The sequence below is a fragment of the Aquirufa echingensis genome (assembly GCF_042714525.1).
GTDB classification, from domain to species: domain Bacteria; phylum Bacteroidota; class Bacteroidia; order Cytophagales; family Spirosomataceae; genus Aquirufa; species Aquirufa echingensis.
This window is the reverse complement of the sequence record NZ_JBBKYA010000002.1, coordinates 160828-186120: the sequence shown is the minus strand read 5'-3', so window position 1 is coordinate 186120 and position 25293 is coordinate 160828. Positions and strand designations below refer to the sequence as shown.

The following is a 25293-nucleotide window of genomic DNA, read 5'->3' as shown; positions in this document are numbered from 1 at the left end:
ATGCGTATTGATCCCGAAACCGTCGAGCGAATAAAGCAAACGGCTGCCGTGGCAGACGTGATCGGGGATTATGTAACAGTAAAGAAAAAAGGGGCTAATTATTGGGCTTGTTGCCCATTTCATGGAGAGAAGACGCCTTCTTTTTCCATTTCACCTAGCAAAGGTATTTACAAATGTTTTGGTTGTGGTAAGGCGGGTGATTCGGTTCGTTTTATCATGGATATTGAAGGCTTAGGCTACGGCGAAGCTTTGCGTCATCTAGCCAAAAAATATGGCATCGATATTCAGGAAGAGGAGATGACAGATGACCAACTCTTGCGCCAAAATGAGCGGGAGAGTTTGTTGATCATCTTAGAGTATGCCAAAGAATTTTTCAAAAAACAATTAACAGAATCCGACGAAGGGAAGTCCATTGCTTTGCCTTATTTTAAGGAGCGGGGTTTCTCGGATGCTACGATCCAAGCCTTTGATCTAGGCTATAGCCCCGAAGGCTGGGATGTCTTTTTGAAAACAGCGCTCAAGCATGGTTTCAGTCAAGATATTATCGAGAAAGCGGGTTTGGTGACGAATAAAAACGACGAAGGAAAAGTATATGATCGTTTCCGGAATCGCGTTATTTTCCCTATTCATAGTGTTGCAGGCAAGGTCATTGCCTTTGGTGCGCGTATTCTTAAATCGGATGCGAAGAATCAAGCCAAATACCTCAACTCGCCTGAAACCGTTGTATATCATAAGTCGGCGACCCTTTATGGCATCGCGCAGGCTAAGAATGAAATCCGACAAAAAGATGTTTGTTACCTCGTAGAAGGATATACTGATGTAATTTCCTTGCATCAGGCTGGAATTAAAAACGTAGTTGCTTCTTCAGGTACTTCATTGACAATCGAGCAGATTAAGTTGATCGGCCGTTTTACCAACCACGTCACGGTCCTGTATGATGGAGATTCCGCAGGGATCAAAGCGGCTCTGCGTGGAATGGATTTGATCTTAGAAGAAGGTTTACAAGTGAATTTGGTTGTCTTTCCGGAAGGGCAGGATCCCGATTCGTTTGTGCGTTCCATCGGCAGTGAGGCATTTATTGAATATATTCAGAAAGAAGCTCGGGATGTTATCTCGTTCCAAGCGAATCTATTCATGAAGGAAGCGGGGGATGATCCCTTCAAGAAATCCGAATTGATTAAGGAAATGGTGCAAAGTATCTCGAAGATACCGGATGCCATCCAGCGGAGCTTGTTTATCCAAAAGACCTCGCAATTGATGCGTTTGGAGGAGGATGTACTCTTGGCAGAAATGAATAAGTTGCATTTGAAGAAAGTGCAACAAAAATCGATTCCAACTTTGTCGCCTCAGAATGAGGCCGAGTTACAGGCTTTGTTTGAGCCGGGCCCTGAGGTCGATGCACCGGTGGAAGTTCAAAATTTGGCTTATTACCAAGAATTGGAATGCATGCGATTATTGGTCAATTATGGCCATTTGGAAATAAGTCCTGAAAAAGCGCCTGGTGTGAGTTTGTTGCAATATCTGTTGCATGAATTAGAGGAGGTACATTTTCAAACACCTTTATTCAAAGGCATCATGGATACCTGTCGTACGGAATTTGGCCGTGGTATTATCCCAGAGCCATCCTTTTATCTGCATCACCCGGAAGAAGAGGTGCAGCGTTTTGCTATTGATGCTTCATCCGATAAACATGTTTTGTCGACCGTTTGGCGAGACCGACATGAGATTAAAGTGAAGAAGGATGAGGAACTTTTAGAAGATTTCGCTTACAAAAATATTTTGCGTTTGCGAAAGGTTTACAACGATCAGCATATTAAAGATGTCATGGAACGCATGGATCAATATGTAGGAGATCCGAATGAAATGAATGATTTATTGCTTGAATTCATTCATTTAAAGGAAATTCAGAAAAATATTTCGCAGGAATTGGGGACAGTTATTGAAAAATAGCGTATTTTCGCCCACGTTAAAATGAAAAGAATCCTCTCCATAATGCTATTGTTCGTACTCCTGTATCAGGCAGGTGGATTTGCATTGCGCTTTATTGCGCAGGATACGAATACATTTGAAGCTGGGGAAACAATTGTAGTTGAAATGCCCATCTCTTTGCCCTATCAAACAGATTGGGATGCGCCACAAGCTGTATCAGGAGAGATTCGTCAAGGGGATAATTTTTACCAAATGAAAGACCAACAGGTCATTGATGGTAAAATCGTTACAACGTTGGTTGCGGATCAAAATGCCCGTGATCGTTTCTTTGATTTGGCAGAACAAGTGAATGAACACATGTCGGACCAACCTGATAAAGCTCCTGCCAAATCTAAATTAATTAATACCCTTGTAAAAGAATATTGTGCGCATGCATCTGCATGGGTTCTTTATATTATGGAATGGCCTGCTACTCAGCAATCGCCATCTCACGAAACATTACCTACTTTGGCATTTTCTGCCGATTTCTTTTCGCCTCCACGGCAAGCTTAAATTTTCTCGATACTCGATTATTTACCCTTGATAACTTTATCAAAGGGAAACGTACATGTATTTAAAAATTTAAGCAAAATGAAAAAAATTATATTATCACTTCTATTCGTAGGAGTAATCTCATCTGTTGTATTAGGTCAAGGTTGTGTCGCTGTTCGTCACATGAGTTGTTCAGTTGGAACTGGTGCTAACTCAAATTCCATGATGCACCCAGGCCAATGGCAAGTTTCTATGGGTTTCCGTAGCTTACATTCTTACAAGCACTTTGTAGGTGCTGATTATCAACCTCAGCGTGAAGCAGCGGGAACGAATGTAATTAATGACCAGCAAGCATTTGATTTTGGCGTGACTTATTCGATCACGGATCGCTTATCAGTGGCATTGAATTTACCACTTGCATTCAATGATCGTTCATCCATGTATGAGCATTATGGAAATGCCGTTTCAGGAAACCCAGAACAAAAGCGTTTTAAGACCAAAGCGAATGGAATCGGTGATGCGCGTATCACGGCGTCTTATTGGATGTTGGACCCCATCAAACACATGAAAGGGAATTTCTCTTTGGGATTGGGGCTTAAATTGCCAACGGGTGATTGGAATGTTCAAGATCAATTTCATCGTCGCAAATCGGATGGAACGGATTATACCATTACGAAAGCCGTGGATCAATCGATTCAATTAGGTGATGGGGGAGTAGGTATCAATTTGGAGGTTCAGGGGTACCAACAACTTTTCAGCCGTACATCACTTTACTACAACGGTTTCTACATGTCGAATCCACAGAACGTGAATACGGCTTCTAACGTAGCGCCGGATAAAACGGTTACGGATGAAATGGTTCATTACATGTCGGTGGCTGATCAGTATGCAGGTCGTTTAGGTTTGAATTACATCGTTTCTGCCAAAGCGGGAATTGGCGCGTCATTGGGTGCTCGTATTGAAGGGATTCCTGCTTATGATTTGATTGGAGGAAGTGATGGATTCCGTCGGCCGGGCTATATTTTCTCAGTAGAACCAGGCTTGAGTTACTCAACAGCAAAGAATACGTTATTCGTTTCTGTGCCAGTAGCGACACAACGTAATCGTATTAAGAGTGCGAATGATTGGGTAACAGGCAAGCATGGAGATGCTGCTTTTGCGGATTACTTCATTTCGGCGACATTAACTCATCGTTTCTAATCGTCCTATGAAATACCTCATTATACTATTATTGGCATTTTGTTTTGTTCTGCCTGTTGCCAAGGGCCAAATGCCACATGATGGCATTTACATGAATAAAAAATTAGCTTGTGGAGCATTGATTTATGGAAATTCGTCCTGGACGAATTATTGGGAAAATCAATTGTTTCGGGAGAATCAGAACATCGGTCGCTTGACGACAGAATCGATGACGGCGATGTTAGCTTACGGGATTACGAAGAAAATTAATGTGATCGCGGTAGTTCCGTATGTGCGTACGAATGCGTCGCAAGGTAATTTACTGGGTCAAAAAGGTTTTCAGGATGCTTCAATTTGGTTGAAGGCCAAAGCCTATTCTAAACACGGATTAAGTTTGCACGGGGTAGTAGGTTTTAGTACGCCTATTTCAAATTATGTGCTAGATTTCATGCCTATGTCGATTGGTTTGGGAGCTAAATCCTTGATTACACGCGGAATCATTACCTATGATTTGCCCAAACATTTGTATGTAAATGGGTCAATCGCTTACCAAATGCGCTCTCATGTGAAAGCGGATCGCGATGCTTATCTAAGCGGTGGTAAAATGTATCAAACGAATCAAGTAGCGGTTCCAGATGCATTTGATGCGGCTTTGCGCATTGGTTATTTGAAGAAGGACAATCAATTGGAATTATTTGCGGAGACATTTTCATGTACGAAAGGCGATGATATTCGTCGGAACGACATGCCTTTTATGACCAATGATATGACGATGACGACGGTGGGGGTTTATGGGAAATACCAACCGAAACATCTGGGTGTGAATGCCCGCTTGAGCTACGTGGTGGATGGTCAAAATGTGGGCCAAAGCTTAGGGCTCTCGCTGGGGCTATTGTACATTATTAACTTATAATTCGATGAAATATTTATATAGTATACTAGCATTTTTCACACTGCTTTCTTGTAGCAAGGAAGTGGATGATACCTTATATAAGGCTTATTCGCCGGCTAAAATAGATGTGAATGGGGGAACTTGGAAGTCATTTATTTTGGCTTCACCTACGGATGTTGCCATTTCGGTTCCTAAGTTGGTGACTGACGCTGCTTATTTAAAGGAAATTGATTCCTTGAAAACGATTGTGATTCCAGGCTTGACTGCCGCGCAAAAAAAATCAGTTGATTTTTGGGGAGCAGGAGCGGTTCTTCGTTGGAATGAGATTGGTCGGGAATTAGCGGCACGTTACAATGTTCCGCCTGCATCGAATGCCGCGGGTGTTTATCCGGTACCGAATGCCGCGGATCCTTTGGCAGATCCTAAGTTCCCATTTGCTAATCCCCCTTACACGGCTCGTGCATTAGCTTATTTGAGTATTGCGCAATATGATGCTTTGGTGGCGGCATGGAAGTATAAATATCAATATAACCGTAAAGCGCCATCCGATGTTGATGCAGCGATAAAACCTTTGTTGCCTTCAACAGGAATACCTGCCTATCCTTCTGAAGAGGCAGTAGTCGCACAAGCGAGCTATGTAATTTTGTTTGCCATGTTTCCTGGCGAGGGTCCATTTTTGAAGGAAAAATTAGCAGAGGCTAAAAATTCTGTGATTTGGGCAGCTAAAAATGTAGGAAGTGATGTGGATGCTGGAGCCGCTTTAGGTGCTGGAGTTGCTGCCAAAGTGATGGCGCGTGCGAAAACGGATGGCATGAGTGCGGCAAATAATCAGGCGATAGTACCCGATTTAATTGCACGCTCAACTTCATTGGGATTTGTAAATCCGTGGAAAAGTCAGGAATCTCCGGCTCGTCCTCCCATGTTACCCAATTATGGTGCCGTGAGTATGATTAATTTTGATCGCAAGACCTTAGAGTCCATTCGTCCGGTTATCCCTTATTTGGAAAACACGGCTGAGTTTAAGAAAGATTTGGCAGAATTGAACGATATTCAAAAAAATCAAACGCGTGAACAAGCTGCGATTGCCAACTACTGGGCGGATGGTCCAGGGTCTTATACGCCTCCAGGGCACTGGCATCGTTATGCTTGTGATGCAGGGGTTGCTGCTAAGTACTCCGAATTACGCATGGCTCGTATGCTTGCGTATGTGGGTTCTGCCTTGATGGACGCCGGCATCGCTTGTTGGGAAACAAAATACTATTACTACAGTCCAAGACCTCAGCAATTTGGTTTGAAAACATCGGTGGGTCTTCCAAACTTCCCGAGTTACACATCCGGTCATTCGACGTTTTCTTATGCGGCCGCGACGGTATTAAGCTCATTTTTTCCGGAGAATTCAGCTAAATATTATGGTTATGCGCAAGATGCATCGGATTCGCGAGTATATGGCTTGATTCACTTTAGGATTGATTGTACGGTGGGTGGCCAACATGGCCGCTTGATAGGTGATTTTGCTGTGAAGCGTGCTAATGCGGATGGAGCGCAATAGAATGACTTAAGTCATTTTTGTTTAATAATCACTTGAATATTTTTATGCGATGATAACAATTACTAAAAATAGATTTCAATCTCTTGTTACAGCGGCATGGATGAATCGCGCGATGATTGCGATTGTCTATGTTTGGTTTGGGTCTTTAAAGATTTTTGGGCTGTCCCCGGCAGAGGGTCTCGTGACAAAGCTGTTTGATATTACTTTATCACCATTTATGAGTATCCAGCAATTCTTGATTTTGCTGGGGCTTGTAGAAAGTGCCATTGGCTTGGCGTGGTTATTTCCACGCATTAGCAAATGGGCATTTTGGATCATGATGGGGCATTTGTTTACGACTTTCTTGCCTGTATTGTTTCTTCCAAATGAAACATGGCAGTCCTTTTTTGCTTTGACGCTGACGGGGCAATACATTATCAAGAATGTGGTATTGTGTTCGGCGGCTTGGTTTATTTATGTTTTTTCTGAAAATTAAGGGAGGGGGTAAACGCTGCCGGGGTTAAAAACCCCGGCAGCGTTACGCTTTTTTCCATTTTAAAGCATCAAAAAACCCCTTATTCGTTCGAATAAGGGGTTTTTATTTGAATTTCGAATAATTCGATTTTTGACTATAGACCTAGAATCTTCTTATTCAGCTCTTCGTCAGCTCCTGTTCCCGCGAAATCATCGAACACTTTTTCTGTTGCCTTGATGATATGGCTCGCGATAAATGGTGCTCCTTCTGTCGCTCCTTGAACCGGATCCTTGATGCAGCATTCCCATTCTAACACAGCCCAACCATCATAGCCGTATTGCGTTAATTTCGAGAAGATGCTCTTGAAATCCACTTGGCCATCACCTAACGAACGGAAACGTCCCGCACGGTTTATCCAAGATTGGTAACCACCATAAACGCCTTGCTTACCTGTTGGGTTAAATTCCGCATCTTTGACGTGGAACATTTTGATCCGCTCGTGGTAGAAATCAATGTATTGTTTGTAGTCCAAAGCCTGTAACACAAAGTGCGATGGATCATACAACAAGTTGGCACGCTTGTGGCCTTTCACCTCATCCAAAAACATCTCAAATGTCACGCCATCATGCAAATCTTCACCTGGGTGAATCTCATAACATAAATCTACGCCACACTCGTCGAATGTATTCAAAATTGGCAACCACCGGCGACCTAATTCCTTAAATCCTTGCTCCACCAATCCTGCAGGACGTTGAGGCCATGGATAAACAGTGTGCCACATCAAGGCTCCCGAGAATGTCGCATGTGCATTCAATCCCAAGTTTTGAGATGCTTTAGCCGCATATTTCAATTGTTGGACTGCCCATTCCGTCCGCGCCTTTGGATTTCCTTTGACAGAATCCGGTGCAAAACCGTCGAATCCTAAATCGTATGCTGGATTAACAGCTACTAATTGTCCTTGTAAGTGTGTGGATAATTCCGTGATTTGTAAGCCTTTGGCAGCTAGCATTCCCACGATTTCATCGCAATAGGTTTTAGATTCTGCCGCTTTTTGCAAATCGATGCAGCGTGAATCCCATGATGGAATTTGCACGCCTTTGTATCCCAAAGATGCAACCCATGTTGTGATGCTATCTAACGAATTAAAAGGAGCTTCATCCCCCATAAATTGTGCCAAAAATATCGCTGGCCCTTTGATCGTATTCATATTGTTAATGGTTTAGATTTTAACCCACTTTTGTGCACGTGTCGAATCCAAGATGCGCTCGCAAATCAATAACTCGCGGTATCCGTCGGCAAACGTAGGGTACTTAGGATTTTCAGGTTGCTTACCTGCCTCAACAGCCGCGTAAACTTCCTTGAATAATTGCTTCGATGTATCTGAGAATCCTTCGTTGTGACCTCCTGGGAATGTCATTAAAGCAGATGCTTCTGGATATGCCAACGATGGATCGCGCATCAAGACTTGGTTCGCTTGATCACGGTTACCAATCCAAATTTCATTTGGCGCCTCCGAGTTGAAAGCAAACGTTTTGTTGGATCCCGAAATCTCTAATTTTAATTGGTTTTTACGGCCCGCTGAAACTTGCGATACTGTTACACAACCACGGTTTCCATTGTCGAAACGCAATAATACGTTCGCATGATCTTCCGTGTTAATATGTACATCCGCATAATCTTCCGGTTGCAACATTTTGCCTGAATAGGTTTCTACGGGCTTCAAAGGCTTTTTGCGCACCTTGTGAACGGTGTTGAAATCAGCCATTACTTCGACTGTTTTCAAGCCTGTGATGTATTCAATGACATCCAATAAGTGAGATCCGATATCGGCAATCGCACGAGAATCTCCTGATTTATCAGGTTCTAAACGCCAGTTGTAATCCGTGTTGTAGAACAACCAATCTTGCAAATAGCTACCCATGATCGAATAAATTTCACCCAAATCGCCTTTCTCGCGCATGGTTTTCATTTGACGTACCAAAGGATAATAACGCAAGTTGAAGTGAACGGCATTCACAAGGCCCGTTTTCGCAGCTAATTCGACTAATTCTTCAGCTTCATGTAAATCTTTGGCCAAAGGTTTTTCACAAACCACGTGCTTGCCAGCTAATAAAGCGGCTTTGGATTGCGAGTAGTGCAAGAAGTTTGGTGTACAAATGTGTACACACTGAATATCTTCTTGTTTTAATAAGTCTTCGAAAGTGTACCAACGGCCGATGCCCAATTGTTTTGCTTTGGCTTCTGCCAACTCGATGTTTACTTCACACAATGCAGCAACGTCGATGTTGGGTAAGCGACGAAGCGCTTCGATGTGTGCGGGTCCGATAAATCCGGTACCTACGATACCTACTTTAATTTTAGTCATGATCTATTAAATTTCGAATTTTGTCCATTTATTTTGGTTGTCTTTGGCTGAACGAACCACGTTCTCAATGAATGCCATCCCCATAATTCCCTCGTCTATGCCTGGGAAATCATACATCGGATCTTGTGGCTTGCCTGCCCAGCGTGCTCTAACTGCGAAAGCAAAGTTGCGGTAGATATTCGCAAACGTTTCTACATAACCTTCTGGGTGTCCAGCCGGTTGGCGGGAGTGTGCATTTGTAGCCGCTGATAAATTCCCAACCGCCGTGCGAATCGTGCGTGCACCGTCATCACGTGTGCGGAATGTCAAGGTATTCGGTTCCATTTGATGCCAAGTAATGCCTGCTTTACTTCCATAGATACGGAAGTTGAAGTCATTTTCTTCGCCATTGCAGATTTGCGAGCAATGTAGAACACCTTTCGCGCCGTTATTATAATGTAACAAAATGTTGCCATCATCATCCAATAAGCGGCCCTCAACGAAAATCGTCAAGTCGGCACAAAGTTCCGTGATGTGCAATCCCGTGATGTATTCAATTAAATTCTCGCAATGTGTTCCGATATCCCCGATTGCTCCAGCAGCTCCGCAACGTTCCGGGTCGGTACGCCATGCAGCTTGTTTTTGACCGGTAGCTTCCACCAAGTCGATTAACCAACCTTGCGGATACTCCACAATAATCTTGCGAATATCTCCTAATTGGCCCGAATCTACGAGGTGTTTCGCCTCCTTAACCATCGGGTAAGCCGTATAATTATGTGTCAATGCGAAAATCATTCCTGATTTTTCGATGATTTTTTTCAATTCTTTTGCCTCGGCTAAATTCAATGTAGCTGGCTTATCGCAAACGACATGAAATCCATTTTCCAAAGCCATTTTAGCAGCCGGGAAATGCACGTGATTGGGCGTAACAATCGAAACGAAATCCATGCGTTCGCCTTCAGGAAGTTCTTTTTCCTTTAGAATCATCTCCTCGTAAGAACCATAAACGCGGTTCTCTGGAAGATATAAGGCTTCGCCAGTCGCTTTGGATTTTTCGGGATTGGAGCTGAATGCCCCACAAACTAGTTCAATTTCGCCGTCTAATTGAGCACCTCTGCGGTGAACGGCTCCGATAAAGGCTTCGGTGCTACCACCGATCATGCCCATTTTTAATTTTCTTCCTCGCCGACTCGCTGCGGTTGTGGACGTTCCACCTTGGATCATATATTGATAGATTTAGATTGTTACAAAAATAGGGCTTAATTTGATTAAATTACCCTTTAAAGGGCTCAGATTTTTGAAATATTTTCAAAATAAATCGGGTTTGTCGGTGGAATTCAAAAATCTTTTCGTTTTTTTGGTACGATTTTTCCAATGTTGAATTTAATTTTTTTAAGATTACTAATTCTCTAAACATTTAACTAAAACTAATCTATTATGAATCAAACTGTTAATGCCAATCGTTTATTTTTGGCGTCCTGTTTTGCACTCATCACGACTTCCATGGCTTTTGGAATACGTGCTGGGGTTTTAACTCAATTGGGTGTCGACTTTCAGTTGGACAACGAACAATTAGGTTACGTGAACCAAATGGCGTTTTTAGGTTTCCCTATCGCCATGATCATTGGTGGTCCGCTTTACAATGTCTTAGGGCCAAAGAAAATTATTTGGGTAGCATTCTTTACACATGTTATCGGTCTTGTGATGACCATTTTCGCAGGAGGTTTTTGGTCATTGTTATTGTCAACATTCTTTGTTGGTTTCGGTAACGGAACTGTAGAAGCAGCTTGTAATCCGATGATTTCGGATATGTTTGAAGGAAAAGAGAAGACTAAAATGTTGAATCGTTTCCACATGTGGTTCCCTGGAGGTATTGTGATTGCAACGCTTTTATCGCAATACATGACGGGTGCTAATATGGGCTGGCAATTGCAAATCGCAGCTATTTTAGTTCCTGCGGTTATCTATGCGTATTTATTCTTCGGTCAAGCGTTCCCTGCAGCAAAAGTAGAAGGTGGTGCTTCGACAGGCGAAAACTTCAAAGCAATGCTTTCTCCTTTGTATTTATTTATGTTGGCTTGCATGGCCTTGACTGCGATTTCTGAATTCGGTCCTGAGCAATGGATTGGACCAATCATGGGCCAAGCGGGTGCAAGCCCAATGATTATTTTAGCGATTGTTACGGGCTTAATGGCCGTGGGTCGTTATTTTGCAGGACCTATCGTGCATAAATTAGATGCTGGTGGAGTACTTTTGGTATCGGCTATTTTGACTGCGATCGGTGTTTATTTGATGAGCTCTGCAACGGGTAATATGGTGTATATCTCGGCAATTATCTTTGCTTTAGGTGTATGTTATTTCTGGCCAACGATGATTGGATATGTAGCTGAAAATATTCCGTTGACAGGTGCTTTTGGTCTTTCGATCATGGGTGGTATGGGAATGTTTGCAACGTCAATTTTCCAACCGATCATCGGTAAGTGGTTAGATTCCAATACAGCTGAAGCGTCAAAAACTTTGACAGGTGATGCAGTTGCATTAGCTGCTGGCCAAGCGACAATGGCACAAATGGTCTTGTTTCCGGCGATTTTGATCGTAGCATTTGCTGGTTTGTATTTCTTCGGAAAGAAAGCAAAGCATGCTTAATCGATTCCTTGATAATTTTGAAAAGGGAGCTTCGGCTCCCTTTTTTTTGTCCCAAATTCCCTATAGCTTTGGCAATCCTCCAAGGTTTGCCAAAGCTAAGTTATGCGGTATTTGTTTTTTTGCCTTTTCTTGATTGCCTGTAAACCCAATTACAACGTTGATCCATCCCAGGTGGAAAAAGCATTACGCGCTCAAGAAAAAGAATATCCCGAAACTAAGATTTTAGGCGAAACCCGACTTGGGAATTTTGAAATAACCCTTGAAAAAGAAACCCCTTTACATCGCATTAATTTTGTCCGCTTGGTTAAGATGGGTTATTTCACCGACCGCTATTTTTATCGGAATGTCTATGAAATAGGCATGCAGGGTGGGGGAGAGTTTGCTGATCGTTTGGCCTATTTAGTTCCGGCGGAATATCCTGATCATCTGAAACCTGAACGCGGGACGATTGCCATGGCGCGATACGATGAAGGTAATCCTGAAAAGGAGTCATCCCCTACGGAATTTTTTATCGTAACGAATACGGAACAAGCAGCCCGATTTTACAAGCAATATGTCGTTTTTGGCAAGATTACGAAAGGCTTGGCTGTCATCGATTCGATACAAAAACAACGCTCTTTTGATGAAAAACCGGTGATTCCCGTCAAGTTTACGCTGTCTTTGTTGAAGGACGAATAAGGCTCGCGATGCCGGCGAAGGTCATTACCAACAAACAACCCAACACATTTAGCCACAAAAAGGCCATCAAATCAATGTACCAGGCATAAATAACGAGTGCTTCTGCAACCAATGCTGCCCAAAATACCTGATTCCCTGAAGTCCTAGGCAAATAAAAGGCACATAAAAATACGCCCAAAATCGTCCCGTAAAACCAGGATCCCAAGATATTCACCACCTCGATTAAGCTTCCCATATTGACTGCAAATTGAGCTACGATCAGACACAGAATTCCCCAGCCGAGTGTAATCAACTTGGATACCCACCAATAATGCTGATTCGACCCATCCGTATGCATAAAGCGCTGGTAAATGTCCACCATACTCGTGGAAGTAAGCGAACCAAAAGCCGAGGCCATAGATCCCATGGAGGCCAACAAAATCATGGCGATTAAAAAGCCGACAATTCCCACAGGAAGATGGTCCGTAATAAATCGTAAAAAGACATAATTCGTGTCCTGCTCCTCGAATTCTGCATGCGACTTTTTGATTTCCGTCACCGCCTGACTTCTCAATTCCTTTTGCTTTCCTTGCAAATCTTGAATGGATGTTTGCAGTTGGTGCGTCTTGATAGCATCATTCGATTTAATCGCCCGTACCAATTCAATTTCCTGCTGTTTTTTTGCCTCGAATACTTGGTGGTGTTGGGTATTAACTTGCTTGTAACTCGCTTGTTGGCTCCATAATCGCTCCGAATTCTTATTAAAAAATATCGGAGCCTCTTGAAACTGATAAAAGATGTACACGAAAATACCCACCAATAAAATCAAGAATTGCATCGGGATTTTTAGGAAACCATTCAATAATAGGCCTTTCTTGCTCGCGGTGGCTGATTGGCCGGAAAGATATCGGCCCACTTGACTTTGGTCTGTACCAAAATACGAAAGCTGCAGAAAGAAGCCTCCTATGATTCCCGACCAAATATTATAGCGATTATTGATGTCGAATTTCCAGTCAATCAAGTTGATCTTACCCATTTTCCCTGCAATAAGCAACGATTCATGAACGCCGATTTCCTCAGGTAATTGGTGGATGATGAGGACTGCGGCGAGGAACATGCCGGCAAGTACAACCGACATCTGTAACATTTGTGTGTATGAAATGGCTTTGGAACCTCCCAACATACAATAAGTTGTCACGAGTGTTGCCGTAAGTGCATTGGTCCAGGATAAATTCCAACCTAATAAAGTGGACAAAATAATGGATGGGGCAGCAATGGTTACACCTGTAGATAATGCACGCGGAATCAAGAACAATAAACTAGTTAGTATACGGGTTTTCGAATCAAAACGTTGTTCGAGAAATTGATAAGCCGTATAAACTTTCAGTCGGTAGTAATTGGGTATAAACGTAACCGAAAGAATAATCATTGCGATGGGTAATCCCAAATAGAATTGCACAAAGCGCATGCCATCTGTGTATGCCTGACCTGGTGCTGATAAAAACGTAATAGCAGACGCTTGAGTCGCCATGACAGAAAGCAATACATGATACCAGGGTAATTCGCGGTCGGCGAGTAGAAATCCTTGCAAGGAATGTTTGGATTGCTTTCCGCGGTAAATGCCATACATGACAATCCCGCCAATAGTACCTAACATGACAATCCAGTCAACTATATTCATGATTTATTGATAGATAGCGCTGAAAATTAAAAAGAATGCGATTAAGCCAAGCAAGAAAATGCCCAGCGAAATGTACCAAATTGACCAATTGGGGACCTCTTGTTTCGATTCCGTTTCCATGACTTAGGTTTAGAGCTTTGAAATTACATATAAATCCTTGATTATTTTGGAAAGCCTATTGGAATAATACATTTTGCTTCTTACCTTTGCAGTCCAAATTACGCGGGTGTGGTGGAATTGGTAGACATACCAGACTTAGGATCTGGCGCCGCGAGGCATGGGGGTTCGAGTCCCTCCACCCGTACCAAGGCAAGCCCTCAACACCGATAGGTTTTTGAGGGCTTTTTTTAATTGATTAAATAAACAATTCTATATGAACATTTCACTCAATAAAGCAAGTGATTTACAAGGTCGTTTGACTGTTGTTGTAACGGAGGCCGATTACAAAGAAAAAGTAGAGGCTAAATTGAAAGACTACCGCAAAAAGGCGTCGATCAAGGGTTTTCGTCCAGGTATGGTTCCTGCAACATTAATTAAGAAATTGTACGGTCAATCAGCCTTAGTGGATGAAATCAATCACGAATTAGGCCATGCGGTAAGTGATTACATCAAAGAAAACAAATTAAACTTAGTAGGTGAGCCATTGCCAGCTGTAGAAGAGGCAGATGCGATCGACTGGGAAAAAGATACAGAATTTACTTTTCATTATGATTTAGGTTTTCACGGGGATTTCACTGTGGATTTAGCTAAGATGAAAGCGATTCAATCCTATGAAATTAAGGCCGACAAGAAAGAAATCGATGAGACGATTGAAAACTTGAAGAAGCAATTTGGAGAGCAAACGCACCCTGAGACAGTAGAGGACCGTGATTTAGTTTTTGGAACGTTTACGCAAGGTGACTGGGTTGAGAAATCGGCGATCCCAATGCACGCGATTCAAGATAAATCAAAGAAAGTATTCATTGGCGCAAAGAAAGGAGATACCTTGAAATTTGCGATCGATAAAGTATTTGTTGATGCGAAAGCTTTGGCATTAGCGACAGGAAAGAAAGAAGAAGAAGTTGCAGAATTGAAAGGTGAAGTTTCTTACGTAGTAGAAGACATTACTCGTCAAGTGCCTGCGGAATTAAACGTAGCGTTTTTTGATAAGGTTTTAGGACCAGGAAAAGCGACTGATGAGAAATCATTCCGTGCAGAGGTTGAAACCATTGTAGGTGAAAATTATGCACGCGAAGCGAAATACTTGTTGCGTATCGATGCTGAGAAAGCGATTTTAGAATCAGTGAAAATTGATTTGCCAGAAGAATTCTTACGTACTTGGTTGATCCGTATCAACGAAGGTAAATTTACACCGGAGCAAATTGATCAAGATTTTGATAATGTGAAGCGCGATATCCGTTGGAACTTAATCAAAAATGAAATCGCTGAGAAATTCGAAGTGAAAGTTGATTACCCAGAGGTAGTTGAGAAGGCTAAAGATATGGTTCGTCAGCAGTTTGGCGGTTATTTATCTTCTGACCAACCGGGAATCGAAGAGATGATTGAGAAAATCGCGATGGGTTATTTGAGCGACAAGTCGAAAGGAGATAACTTCATGAACTTGTACAATCAAGCATTCTCAGACAAAGTAGCGAATGCGATTGTGGAAAATATTCCAAACAAAACGACTAAAATTGATGTTGAGAAATTTAAAGAAATCGCAGCGGCGCTTTAATTTTCGATTTGTCACACTATTTTTGAAAACCCCGCTCTTTGCGGGGTTTTCTGTGAACTAAGGTTCGTACATTTGTGTTTTGCGTATTTAATGCCAAAATATTTTAAATTTGATTTTTAAACATTGAATCCTATGTATCCAAAAGAATTATCAGGAGAAGAGTTTCGTAAATATGCAGTTCATCACCGTGGATTAAACGGTTTAGCTGTAGACCAATATATGAACCACATCGGCGATCGTCCGATGCACCAAATTGAAGACATGACACAATACATCATTGAGGAGCGCCCGATGCGTTTCGCTCAAATCGATGTATTCTCACGTTTGATCATGGACCGTATCATTTTCATGGGAGTTCCTGTGGATGATTACATGGCCAATATCATCGTGGCTCAATTGTTGTTCATGGAATCTACGGATGCTAAAAAAGACATTGTCATGTATATCAATAGCCCAGGAGGATCGGTTTATGCCGGTTTGGGGATTTATGATACCATGAATTACATCCGTCCGGAAGTAGCGACTGTTTGTACTTCGTTAGCTGCTTCGATGGGCGCCGTTTTATTAGCAGGTGGTGCTGCTGGAAAGCGTTCTGCACTTGAGCATGCGCGTGTGATGATTCACCAGCCTTCGGGTGGTGCACAAGGTCAATCACGCGACATTGAAATTACAGCTCGTGAAATCGTTAAAATTCGTCAAGAGTTGTATGAAATTTTAGCCAAACATTCGGGTAAAACATTTGAAGAAATTGAGCGTGATTCAGATCGTGACTATTGGATGAAAGCTGCTGAGGCAAAAGAATATGGTCTGATTGATGAGATTTTAACGCGTACAGTATAATTCATGGCGACAAATAAAAAAATAAGTTGTTCTTTTTGTGGCCGCACAAAATCGGTGATTGAAAACGCTGATGGTATGTTATTGTCTGGAATAGAAGGACATATCTGTAACAGTTGTATTCAACAAGGCTATGAGGTTATCAAGGAGGAGTTAGGAGCTCCTGCTTTGACCAATGCAAATCACCAATTTGAATTGGTGAAACCGAAAGACTTGAAAGCCTATTTAGATGAGTATGTGATCGGACAAGAAGAGGCAAAGCGTCATCTTTCGGTTGCGGTATATAATCATTACAAGCGTTTGATGCAGCCTGCTTCCGTAGATGATGTGAAGATTGAAAAGTCTAATATCTTGATGGTTGGCGAAACAGGAACGGGTAAAACTTATTTAGCTCGAACGCTGGCACAAAAATTACAAGTGCCCTTTTGTATCGCTGATGCCACGGTAATTACCGAAGCGGGTTACGTGGGTGAAGATGTGGAAACCATTTTAACGCGTTTGCTTCAAGCGGCGAATTACGATGTGGAGAAAGCGGAATGTGGGATTGTCTTCATCGATGAGATCGATAAAATTGCACGTAAATCTGATAATCCTTCCATCACACGTGATGTGTCGGGGGAAGGGGTCCAACAAGCCTTATTGAAATTATTGGAAGGATCGATTGTCAACGTACCGCCGCAAGGTGGTCGGAAACATCCGGATCAAAAAATGATCGCTGTTAACACGGAGAATATTTTATTTATCTGTGGAGGGGCTTTTGATGGCATTGACCGCCATATTTCGAAGCGTTTAAATGCACGGCCGATTGGTTTCTCAGGAGACGATACATTCCATGATTCCTTCGAGAAGGATCAAATTATGAAGTATGTTTCGGCGCAAGATTTGAAGTCTTTTGGGTTAATTCCTGAATTATTAGGTCGTTTGCCGGTTGTTACTTTCTTGAATCCATTGGATGCGAAAGCTTTGTTGTCTATCTTGACAGAACCTAAGAATGCCTTAGTAAAACAATACGAAAAATTGTTCTCTATGGAAGGTGTCGCCTTGCATTTTTCACCTGAAGCGTTAAGCTATATTGTGGAACAAGCGATGCAATATAAATTAGGTGCGCGTGGATTGCGTTCCATCATGGAGGCGATCATGACGGATGCGATGTTTGAAATTCCATCGCAGACGGAATTAACCGATTTTACCATCGATTTGACCTATGCCAAATCGAAGTTCGAGCGTACTGTGTTTCACCAAATGAAAGTTGTTGCATAATATGAAAAGGATCGTATTGTTATTCATTTTAGCTATCATAGCTAGTTCATGTGCGAAAAAGGCCGTTGTTGCTGCTTTCGCACCTTCGGCTGTATCTGCCGAACCCGCAAAAGCACCCGTAAGCGAAGCTGAAAAACAACGTGTGATGAATGAGCTTGCTCCAACGAACAACAAAAATCAACCTGCTCCGAATCACGTCCAACAAAATAGCATCGAGGCATCATTGCCTGCTGTTGCGGCTCCGGTAGCACCGAAGGCTCAACAGGAAACGTCAGCTATACATATTGATCGTATTTTAGATGCAGCCTCTGTCAAGTCTTATATTCATAAGGCATCCTTTAAAAAAATTAAGGCAGCACCTCGTGGCGCGCGTAACTGGGCGCCCCAATTGAAAATTGGTTTAACTTTATTGGCTATCGGCGTTGTTTTAGCTGTTTTCGGTTTAGGCTTTGTTGGCGGACTCGCTGCCCTCATCGGATTATGTTTCACCATTGTAGGACTTTTGGTTACCTATTAGGATGAGGCCATCTTTGGTTTTTTTACATGGCTTTGGGGAAGATGCTCGCATATGGGACGACTTTATTAAACGTCGATTTTCTGATGAAGTCATTCATATTCCGAATTACGCTGATTGGGCTGATTGCTCAAGCATCGCTGCGTATGCTCGAAAAATCGAAGAGGCTCTTCCACAAAACGAAACTTTCGTGCTAATGGGGCATTCCATGGGTGGCTACATTGCCTTAGAAATAGCCAAACAATTTCCAGAACGAATTCAAGGAGTTGTGATGTTGCATTCCACTCCGCTCGCTGATTCAATAGAAAAGCAGGCTCAACGGGATAAAACGGCAACTTTCATTCAAGAACACGGTTCTGAGACCTTTATTAAATCTTTTGTTGCTAATTTGTTTGCCCCCGAATTTGTGGTCGCCCATCGTCATTTGATGGAAAAATTGGCTAATCGCTATGTTACGATCTCTCAAGCTGGTTTAGTTGCTGCAACTTTGGCCATGAAAGTACGAGCCGATTTAGTAGGATTCGTGCAGTCTACCAATATCCCCATGTTATTTGTGTTAGGCGAAAAAGATCCGTTGATTCCCACGGATTCGATTGTAGAAGTTTTGAAAGGGAAAGCCCAACATAAATACGTAATTTTATCTGCCGTTGCGCATCAAGGTTGCTACGAAGCTCCTGAGGAAACGTATGCGGCGATTAATCAATTTATTTTCGAGATTCATGCCTAAGATTATTGTGGCCCTAGATGGCTATTCTTCTTGTGGGAAAAGTACAACAGCCAAACGCGTCGCAGCAAAATTACATTATGCTTTTGTCGATACTGGTGCCATGTACCGTGCCGTAGCTTTGTATTTTCATCGCAATCATATTGATCTTTCCAACAAAGAAGCGGTAGCTGAGGCATTGCGTCAGATCGATATTACATTCGAATTTAACCAACAAAGACAAGCTTCAGATACCATCTTAAATGGCGAGAATGTAGAGGTTGAAATTCGTAAAATGTATATCTCGGAAATGGTGAGTCAAGTGGCTGCGATTACGATTGTTCGGAGAGCGATGGTTGCCCAACAACAACAGATGGGGAAGAAAAAAGGGATTGTCATGGATGGTCGTGATGTAGGAACAGTCGTTTTCCCGGACGCAGAAGTGAAAATCTTTATGACGGCGCAGCCGCATATCCGTGCCCAACGCAGAAAATTGGAATTGTTGCAGAAAGGGGAGGACTTACCCCTAGAAGATATCATTGAAAATTTACGTATGCGAGACGAGATTGACTCCAATCGAGAAGAAGGTCCACTTAAGCGCGCGGATGATGCGATTGATTTAGATACCTCATTCCGCAGTATGGATGAACAAGTGGATTTTGTCTTAGCACAAGTTGAACGTGTCAAACGTGAAAACAAATAAACCCTATTTACTGGTTGGCCAAGGTATCGCAGGAACTGTCCTAGCGCATCATTTCTTACAGGCCAACATCCCTTTTAAGATTTGGGATTCGCCCAACCATTTTAATTCGTCTTATGCTGCCGGAGGTATATTCAATCCGGTTACGGGTAGAAAACTCGAAAAAACCTGGTTGGCGGACGAGTTGTTTGATTACCTATTTTCTTTTTACCAACAGTTAGAAAAGACCTTATCAGCTTCTTTTTTTTATCCGATGCCTTTGTATCGTCCCTTTGCAAATGCTGAGATGAAACAATGGTTAATGGATCGTAAGCCTCAAATCAATCATGATTTTTTGACTTGGGAGGAAGATGGCGTATGGGTGAAGCAAGCGGGATGGGTTGATGTAGCCAGTTTGTTACGTCATTCCAAAAACTATTTCAAAAGCTTAGGAATCTTTTCAGAACGTACATTTCAGGAAGAAGATGCAAGCAATTTCGAAGCCATTATTTATTGTGAAGGTTTTCATGCCACGCAAAATCCATTTTGGAATAAACTGCCATTTCTTCCTGCCAAAGGGGAATTAATTCGATTTCACTCGAACGAACCATCTCGTGATTCTATTTTAAACAAAAATGGATTTATCCTTCCCTTGCCTGATGGAGCTTACAAGGTAGGAGCAACCTACCGTTGGGATGAATTTACTCCATTTCCTACGGCATCTTCCCAGGATGAGCTTATGTCCAAATTAACGAGTATGGGTGTTTCTAAATATGAGCTATTGGAAACCTATGTAGGGATTCGGCCTGCAACACAAGATCGAAGGCCTTTTGTTGGGATGCTTGTTGGTAATAACAAGGGAATCTTTAATGGTTTCGGGTCAAAGGGGGTGTCTTTGAGCCCTTATTTTGCCCAATCTTTTGTACAAGCAATCAAGGGGGACAAAGAACTCGATCCAGAAGTTTCAATTCATCGATATTCGCATTTATTTTCGGTATAAATCCTTAAATTTGATTTCGTGTAAAATTCTGTCGGATGCGCTTATTCCGTTTGTTTCTTTTGGGCTTATTGGCAAACCTGTTCATGCAGGAATTGCATGCGCAGGATTTTTATCCGAGCCAACGTACTTGGGACAAGACACGCATTCAAAATCAAAAGTTCAGTTGGAAGTATCTTGCCAATCAAAATTTCGAGGTCTATTATTTTGGCAAAAATGAGCCTTTGGCTAGAACGACTCTACAAATTTTAGATGCTGATTTTCAGCGGATTACAAATTTACTCTCTTACACGCCTTATCAAAAGACTCGAATTTTTGTTTATCCTTCCGGGAATGAATTAGCACAATCAAACAGTGGTATTAGTTATGCAAGTGCCCAAGAGGCAGAGGACGAGAATCGAGCTAAGTTTCGAATCGAAATTGCCTATCAAAATCAATATCAGGCGTATAAGCAGAATTTGCTAAAGCAGCTATCTCAAGTATATCTGCATGATATTTTATATGGTGGAAGCATTAAAGATGCCTTACAAAATTCACTCCTGTTATCTGTTCCCGAATGGTTTACCGCGGGCTTGTCGGCATACCTAGCTACCGGGGAAACAGCGCAAATGAATCAGTATATGTACCAAGTAGTCGTTGCGAATAAGGTTAGAAAACCGGTTTTGGCACGAGGAATTGAAGCAGAATTTATAGGTCAATCGATTTGGTCATACATCGCAAAAACCTATGGGGCTAATCAGATTGGTAATATTGTGAATCTGACGCGTATTATACGTAACGAGCAGTCGAGTATTTCAAGTACCCTGCGCAAGCCCATTGCGAAATTCTTAAAGGAATGGTTCGAATTCTATGTGAGTGAAGCGAAGCAATACGATGTTAATGTTCAGGATGTCGCTAAAAAATCACTTTTGTCATTTGATATGACGAAAGGGGAACAGCTTCGTGATGCCCAACTAAGTCCCGATGGAAAATGGTTTGTATATCTATTGGATGATTCAGGTCGTTTTCGTGTGGTGTTAAAATCTTTAACAGGAAATGTAACAAAAGAAGTTTTTCGTACGGGTTTAAAAGATCCCTTGCGTAAAGAAACGAGCGTGGTTCCCTTGGTTCAATGGGCTGCAAATCAAGATTTATATATCGTCTCCAATCAGGATGGGAAGAGTTTTCTCCATGTTTTTCAATGGACGAAACAAGCTTTAAAAGTTTCGAGCAAACGCAATTTGGGGGAAGTACGATTCTTAGATTTTGAATTAAATACCAATGCCCAACGGATGTTGGTTCGTTCTTTTAAACAAGGTCAGGTGGATGTCGGTATTTATGATGTGCGTCGGAATCGCTTGACACCCATTACGCAAGATGCTAATCAAGAAACAGAGGCGCATTGGTGGGGAAATGATGGAGATCTTGTCTATGTGACAGATCGCATTTCGGATAGTACTTACCTAAAGGAGAAAGGAATGCTTGCCTTGAAACATTGGCGTGCTGAAGACCCCGCAAATTCGAAGGAATTGTTTGTCCATAAGGGTGTTATTCGAAACGTGCGACCCTTATCGGATTCGTTAATTTATTTTATCAATGAGAATGCCACGGGTAATGAACTCGTTTCTTATCATGCCAAGGATCAAAAACTGTATCAAACCATTGTGAAATCGGGGGATTGGTCAGCATTCCGATGGATAGGGGATCAATTATTGGTTCAAAATAGGTCGATTTTAGCCGATCAAATTCAGCTCTATGATACCAAATCTTTAGCAAGTATTCCTAGCTATTTATGGTATCCTATGTTGCCCGATACTTCGTCTGCAGTGCAGCAGCCTTTGGTAAATGAGGAGAATAAACGGGTGACTGATGTTCGAAAATCACGGATAGAACGCCAACAAGCCTTGCGATTACGGAAGGATTCTAACCGATTGATGGGGCCTTTGGATTATCAAAATTCCTTTGTGCTTAATGGCTCCGAAGGGAACTTTAAGATAGATCCGATCCGAGGATTGGGCTATAGCATGGATGTAAAAATGAAAGATTTATTGGAAAATCATTTGTTTAAAGTGGGTGGATATGTTTCGGCTAATATCAAGAATGTTGACCTTTGGGGGGAGTACAATTATTTGGCCAATAAAATTGATTGGACTTTACGTGTTGATCGCAAGATTTTGGATCAAGAAACGGAGGCTTTCTCTCAGAAAATTCGTTACAATCGAGTTGAGCTAAAAGCCGTGTATCCCATTAATTTGTTGAGCAAATTAAGTGTTTCTGGGATGTTCACGAATAACCGCGCCTTTGATCAATACAATCTGAGTACGCCCGAGGATGTGTCTTCTTATGTGGGCGGTCGGCTTGCGTATACTTTTGATAATACGGTGCATGTGGCTGAAAATTTGCAAACAGGTTTTCGGTTTTTGACTGGCATAGAGTTTCAAAAGTCATTGAAACAGACATCTTTCACGCGGATTACTTTGGATGCGCGTAAATATCTGAAAATTTCGAATAGTCTATTTTTAGCTACGCGTGTTTCCGCTTCGCAATCTGTAGGTAATGCCGCGACACAAACCTTGTTGGGCGGCATGGATAATTGGCTCTTTATTGATCGCGAAGCTCGAAACAAAGAAAATCCCTTGGGGACCAATGGAATTGCACAGCGAGATGTATTCATGAGTGATTTTGCGACATCGCTTCGCGGTTTTAAAATGAATAAGTTATCGGGCAACAGTCACTTGCTACTCAATATTGAGTTGCGCGTTCCTTTGAAATCGCTGTTGGGTGCTAGCTATACCAAATCACAGTTTTTAAATACCTTCCAAATGGTCGGATTTTTTGATACGGGAACTGCTTGGACTGGGGCTACGCCATTTACGCGTAGCAATGGATTTAACACAAACATCTATGGAGGGAATACCAATCCTTTCAAAGCAACGGTGACTGATTTTCGGAATCCGTTCTTATTTGGCTATGGCTTAGGTGCTCGTGCGAATGTCGTGGGTTATTTTATCAAATTGGATTATGCATATGGCATCGAGAATGATGAAATCAAATCGCCTATTACCTATTTGACATTGGGACATGACTTTTAGACTCCTAGTTCTCCTCTTTTTTGTTCAATTTAAGATACTCGCCCAAAGTCTTTCGGTCTCTAATTTGCCCATTCTCGTAATTAATACCAAAGGGGCAACGATTGTTGATGAACCAAAAATCCCCGCCAAATTCACTTTATATGATCGAGGTAAGGGTCAGTTAAATCAAATGACCGACAAGCCTGCTTTTAGTTTTTGGGCTGGAATAGAATATCGAGGAAGTACTTCTCAAGGGGATTGGTATTTTTTGCCTGGATTGGTCAAGAAACCCTATGGATTTGAAATTTGGACGGATTCGGTTGCCATGAAGCCCTTGAAATTACCCATTGTGCAGATGCCATCTGAGTCCGATTGGGTATTGAATGCTTCGTATAATGATCGGACATTTTTGAGGGATGTTGTGGCCCAACAAATGGCGGGTCAGTTGGGATTACAGCATTCTAATACACGCTATGTGGAAGTGGTGTTGAATGATGTTTATCAAGGTATCTATATTTTGATGGAGAAAATAAAGCAGGGTGGGGCACGTCTCGATATAGCCGATTTAAAGTCCATTGATAATGCGGGGGATGATGTGACAGGAGGGTATTTAGTGAAAATTGATAAGACTAGTGGGGCCACTGCTAGGAGTTGGAATAGTTCCTATGTTTCTGGAAAAGGAACGTTTAAAAGCTATTTTCAAATCGAATATCCCAAGGCAGAAAATATCACGACGCAGCAATTTACCTACATCAAAAATCATGTAAACACATTCGAAAAAAGCTTACAGGAAGAAAATCCGTTGAAGGCTTTAACGACCTATCGCTCCATGATGGACATGCCATCATTTGTGAATTATTTCCTTTTGAATGAGCTTAGTCGGAATGTGGATGGCTATCGATTGAGTACTTATTTTTATAAAGACAAGGATTCAAAAGGTGGTAAATTGACGATGGGCCCCGCTTGGGACTATAATTTGGCTTTTGGAAATGCGGATTATTACGATGGTTATTTGCCTCAAGGTTGGGTGTATAATAAATTAGAAATGTCGGAACAAGGCATCGCTGATGGGTTTCAAACACCCTTTTGGTGGGGAAAACTCATGCGGGATTCTGTTTTTGTTAATTCGGTTAAGCGAAGATGGAGCAGCCTACGTAAAACGACGTTGACTCCACAGAAGATTTTTAAATTCATGGATTCCACCACCGTGGCTTTGAAAGATCCAATGCAACGTAATTTTGGCCGTTTTCCACTGTATGGGAAAAAGGTTTGGCCCAATTATTTCGTTGGGAATAATGCAAATGATGAATTATTCTGGATGGAAAACTGGATCTCAGCGCGCATTGCCTGGCTTGATGCAGCGATAGGAGCCTTGGATGCCACTTTAGTGCTAGGAAAGGAGGAAGAAATTCCCGTGAGGGCCTTTCCAAATCCTGCGGGTCAAGTTATAAATTTAACATTTCCGCTGCAGCAAGCTGCCAATCTTCATGTGAAAGTATATGATTTATCGGGGCGATCAATCAAACAAGAACAACTCGGGCACAAAGCGCCGGGTCCTCAAGTGATTACCTTGGATTTATCGAGCTTGGCTTCCGGGCGTTATGTGCTTTTCGTCTTACATGACGATGATATTCTCTGCCGTTTCCCCGTTGTTAAAAGTTTGGACTAAGGTCAGCT

The 25293-nt window shown here is 42.1% G+C and carries 21 protein-coding genes and 1 tRNA gene; 18 read left to right on the top strand and 4 right to left on the bottom strand.

Annotated elements, in window-relative coordinates:
* The 6 genes from dnaG (at position 1) to SKC38_RS03480 (ending at position 6555) form a co-directional block, all read left to right on the top strand.
* Positions 1–1950, top strand: coding sequence for a DNA primase (gene dnaG / locus SKC38_RS03505; protein ID WP_377975133.1), 1950 nt, complete (start codon positions 1–3; stop codon positions 1948–1950).
* A 42-nt stretch (positions 1951–1992) separates the two neighbouring features.
* On the top strand, positions 1993–2481 hold the full coding sequence (locus SKC38_RS03500; RefSeq protein WP_377975131.1) for a hypothetical protein: 489 nt from the start codon (positions 1993–1995) through the stop codon (positions 2479–2481).
* 78 nt (positions 2482–2559) lie between these two features.
* A complete protein-coding gene (locus tag SKC38_RS03495; RefSeq protein WP_377975129.1) occupies positions 2560–3660 on the top strand; it encodes a hypothetical protein in 1101 nt (366 codons plus the stop codon).
* A 7-nt stretch (positions 3661–3667) separates the two neighbouring features.
* Positions 3668–4552 (top strand): hypothetical protein, encoded by an 885-nt coding sequence (locus tag SKC38_RS03490; RefSeq protein ID WP_377975127.1) that lies wholly within the window; start codon positions 3668–3670, stop codon positions 4550–4552.
* A 4-nt stretch (positions 4553–4556) separates the two neighbouring features.
* Positions 4557–6080, top strand: coding sequence for a vanadium-dependent haloperoxidase (locus SKC38_RS03485; RefSeq protein ID WP_377975126.1), 1524 nt, complete (start codon positions 4557–4559; stop codon positions 6078–6080).
* A gap of 49 nt (positions 6081–6129) precedes the next feature.
* Entirely contained in the window at positions 6130–6555 is a 426-nt protein-coding gene (locus tag SKC38_RS03480) for a hypothetical protein (RefSeq protein WP_377975124.1), read from the top strand.
* 133 nt (positions 6556–6688) lie between these two features.
* Here the strand turns inward: SKC38_RS03480 and SKC38_RS03475 are convergent, their stop codons facing one another.
* Genes SKC38_RS03475 through SKC38_RS03465 form a run of 3 tightly spaced genes read right to left on the bottom strand, consistent with a single transcriptional unit; the run spans position 6689 to position 10045 of the window.
* The gene (locus tag SKC38_RS03475) at positions 6689–7741 is read right to left on the bottom strand and encodes a sugar phosphate isomerase/epimerase family protein (protein ID WP_377975123.1); all 1053 of its coding nucleotides are present in this window, start codon (positions 7739–7741) and stop codon (positions 6689–6691) included.
* Positions 7742–7753: 12 nt separating this feature from the next.
* Positions 7754–8899: a Gfo/Idh/MocA family protein gene (locus SKC38_RS03470; protein ID WP_377975121.1), complete on the bottom strand. Its 1146-nt coding sequence runs from the start codon at positions 8897–8899 to the stop codon at positions 7754–7756.
* Positions 8900–8905: 6 nt separating this feature from the next.
* Positions 8906–10045, bottom strand: a complete 1140-nt coding sequence (locus tag SKC38_RS03465) for a Gfo/Idh/MocA family protein (protein ID WP_377975729.1) — start codon at positions 10043–10045, stop codon at positions 8906–8908.
* A 270-nt stretch (positions 10046–10315) separates the two neighbouring features.
* Here SKC38_RS03465 and SKC38_RS03460 point away from each other — a divergent pair, with 270 nt between their 5' ends.
* Positions 10316–11524: an MFS transporter gene (locus tag SKC38_RS03460; protein WP_377975119.1), complete on the top strand. Its 1209-nt coding sequence runs from the start codon at positions 10316–10318 to the stop codon at positions 11522–11524.
* A 102-nt stretch (positions 11525–11626) separates the two neighbouring features.
* Positions 11627–12202 carry a peptidylprolyl isomerase gene (locus SKC38_RS03455; protein ID WP_377975118.1) on the top strand — a complete coding sequence of 192 codons (576 nt, stop codon included), beginning with the start codon at positions 11627–11629 and terminating at the stop codon, positions 12200–12202.
* Here the strand turns inward: SKC38_RS03455 and SKC38_RS03450 are convergent.
* Positions 12174–13862, bottom strand: coding sequence for a sodium:solute symporter family protein (locus SKC38_RS03450; protein ID WP_377975116.1), 1689 nt, complete (start codon positions 13860–13862; stop codon positions 12174–12176). The genes SKC38_RS03455 and SKC38_RS03450 overlap by 29 nt on opposite strands.
* Before the next feature lie 222 nt (positions 13863–14084).
* Here SKC38_RS03450 and SKC38_RS03445 point away from each other — a divergent pair.
* The 10 genes from SKC38_RS03445 to SKC38_RS03400 all read left to right on the top strand — a co-directional run bounded on the left by SKC38_RS03445 (position 14085) and on the right by SKC38_RS03400 (position 25285).
* A tRNA-Leu gene (locus SKC38_RS03445) sits at positions 14085–14169 on the top strand.
* A gap of 66 nt (positions 14170–14235) precedes the next feature.
* Positions 14236–15576 (top strand): trigger factor, encoded by a 1341-nt coding sequence (locus SKC38_RS03440; RefSeq protein ID WP_377975114.1) that lies wholly within the window; start codon positions 14236–14238, stop codon positions 15574–15576.
* A 132-nt stretch (positions 15577–15708) separates the two neighbouring features.
* Entirely contained in the window at positions 15709–16416 is a 708-nt protein-coding gene (locus SKC38_RS03435; protein WP_377975112.1) for a ClpP family protease, read from the top strand.
* Between the two features lie 3 nt (positions 16417–16419).
* On the top strand, positions 16420–17673 hold the full coding sequence (gene clpX / locus SKC38_RS03430) for an ATP-dependent Clp protease ATP-binding subunit ClpX (RefSeq protein ID WP_377975111.1): 1254 nt from the start codon (positions 16420–16422) through the stop codon (positions 17671–17673).
* Between the two features lies 1 nt (position 17674).
* Complete coding sequence (locus SKC38_RS03425) at positions 17675–18190, top strand: hypothetical protein (RefSeq protein ID WP_377975109.1); 516 nt, start codon at positions 17675–17677, stop codon at positions 18188–18190.
* A gap of 1 nt (position 18191) precedes the next feature.
* Complete coding sequence (locus tag SKC38_RS03420) at positions 18192–18914, top strand: alpha/beta fold hydrolase (RefSeq protein ID WP_377975107.1); 723 nt, start codon at positions 18192–18194, stop codon at positions 18912–18914.
* On the top strand, positions 18907–19593 hold the full coding sequence (cmk, locus tag SKC38_RS03415; protein WP_377975105.1) for a (d)CMP kinase: 687 nt from the start codon (positions 18907–18909) through the stop codon (positions 19591–19593). The genes SKC38_RS03420 and cmk overlap by 8 nt, the downstream gene beginning before the upstream one ends.
* Complete coding sequence (locus SKC38_RS03410) at positions 19580–20569, top strand: NAD(P)/FAD-dependent oxidoreductase (protein WP_377975103.1); 990 nt, start codon at positions 19580–19582, stop codon at positions 20567–20569. The genes cmk and SKC38_RS03410 overlap by 14 nt, the downstream gene beginning before the upstream one ends.
* Positions 20570–20604: 35 nt before the next feature.
* Positions 20605–23637 carry a BamA/TamA family outer membrane protein gene (locus SKC38_RS03405; RefSeq protein WP_377975102.1) on the top strand — a complete coding sequence of 1011 codons (3033 nt, stop codon included), beginning with the start codon at positions 20605–20607 and terminating at the stop codon, positions 23635–23637.
* Positions 23627–25285 carry a CotH kinase family protein gene (locus tag SKC38_RS03400; RefSeq protein WP_377975100.1) on the top strand — a complete coding sequence of 553 codons (1659 nt, stop codon included), beginning with the start codon at positions 23627–23629 and terminating at the stop codon, positions 25283–25285. Before SKC38_RS03405 ends, SKC38_RS03400 begins: the two co-directional genes overlap by 11 nt.
* Positions 25286–25293: the final 8 nt, after the last annotated feature.